Source organism: Nostoc sp. 2RC (genome assembly GCF_014222165.1).
GTDB classification, from domain to species: Bacteria; Cyanobacteriota; Cyanobacteriia; order Cyanobacteriales; family Nostocaceae; genus Nostoc; species Nostoc linckia.
This window is the reverse complement of sequence record NZ_JACKZU010000678.1, coordinates 1-1,605: the sequence shown is the minus strand read 5'-3', so window position 1 is coordinate 1,605 and position 1,605 is coordinate 1. Positions and strand designations below refer to the sequence as shown.

Here is a 1,605-nt window from a genome sequence, read left to right as displayed (position 1 = left end):
CCCATGCCCCATGCCCCATGCCCCATATCCAATGACTAAATCAAAAGCATTTATTCAACCACTCGATCGCATAGCGATCGCATTGATGCTACTCCTGAGTGTACTGATTGGGTTGATAATGTTGAAAGGTGATGTGGTAACAGCTCGTGTCCGAGATTTTACCTGGCAAAATCAACAAATCGGTGCAGAAGATAATTCCTTTGCCCTCACCTTTAGTCGCCCAATGGACACTAAAAGCGTAGAGAATAACTTTAAAATTGACCCGCCTCTAGCAGGTAAATTCAGTTGGGCGGGGCGGCGAATGGTTTATACACTGCTCACACCAGCACCCTATGGCACAAATTATAAAGTGCAGTTACAGGCAGCCAAAGATAAGTTTGCTGAGCAAGAAGGTACAAATCGCACAATCCAGCCCTTTGTGGGTAGCTTCCGCACACGCGATCGCGTCATCCTTTACATAGGAACTGAACAAGAAGAACAAGGAAGATTAATTCTTTACAATTTAACCCAAGAGCAAAAAACCGTACTTACCCCCAAAGACTTAATCGTCATGGAGTTTGAGTCATTTCCAGATGGGGAGAAAATTTTATTTTCGGCTCGTAGCACCAAGAACTCAGACTTACTTTCAGCCCAGCTATATACAGTAACAACCGGCGTTGCTGGTAAATCTGAGCGCGAAGTAGAACCAGCTGGCAGAGTTGACCTAATTTTAGATAGTAAAGATTATCAAAACCTGAAATTTGACTTATCACCCGATGGGCAAACTATAGTCATCCAACGGGGAAACAAAGCTAATCCCGGCGACTTTGGACTATGGTTTATGCCAGCAACCAGCGACGCCTCAGGAGAAAAACCCACCCCTAAACGCTTGCAAAGCCAACCAGGGGGAGACTTTACCATTACCCCAGACAGTAAAGCCGTAGCAGTGGCCCAAGGACAAGGAGCAGCAATCTTACCACTGCAAGGAGATGCCAGTAAACCCTTAGATTTTCTGCCCCAGTTTGGCTTAGTACAGGCTTTCTCCAAAGATGGCTCCCAGGCAGCAATGGTAAAATTCAATACCGATTACACGCGAGATTTGTTTTTAGTTACAAACCAAGGCGTGCAGAAACAACTAGTAAAAACAACAGGCTCAATAGTCAATTGTCAATTTGACACCGCCTCACCTACCCTCTACTGCTTATTGACACAGTTAATATCCAAAGAACAATACATAGAACAACCTTATGTAGTGGCAATTGACCTGAAAACCGCCCAACAAAAACCACTGTTATTACTTCCACCCGAACAGCGAAATGTGCAAATGAGTTTATCTCCTGACGGTTTAGGCTTGTTATTTGACCAAGTAGTACCGCAGACAAACCCATCGACCACATTACCTACAAACACCTTGAAAACAGATGACGGAGACGCGATCGCTACCAGTAGCCTATGGCTAATGCCCCTATTACCCATCGCCGACACTGCAACCGTAGAAATTAGACCAGAACAACTCCCCTTGGCTGGATTTCGTCCCCGGTGGCTGCCTTAGGGAGATGGGGAGGTGGCAACGCCTTGGGGAAAGGTAAAAGGGAAAAGGTAAAAGGAGGGATCTTTCTTTTCCCC

The 1,605-nt window shown here is 45.6% G+C and carries 1 protein-coding gene; it reads left to right on the top strand.

Annotation, left to right across the window (positions count from 1 at the left end):
- Positions 1 to 31: 31 nt before the first annotated feature.
- Positions 32 to 1,531, top strand: coding sequence for a hypothetical protein (locus GNE10_RS34360; protein WP_185570487.1), 1,500 nt, complete (start codon positions 32 to 34; stop codon positions 1,529 to 1,531).
- The last annotated feature ends 74 nt before the right edge of the window (positions 1,532 to 1,605 follow it).

Bases quoted from the DNA above. Each gene is read 5' to 3' on its own strand.
- GNE10_RS34360 (WP_185570487.1), top strand. From the start codon at position 32: ATGACTAAATCAAAAGCATTTATTCAACCACTCGATCGCATAGCGATC.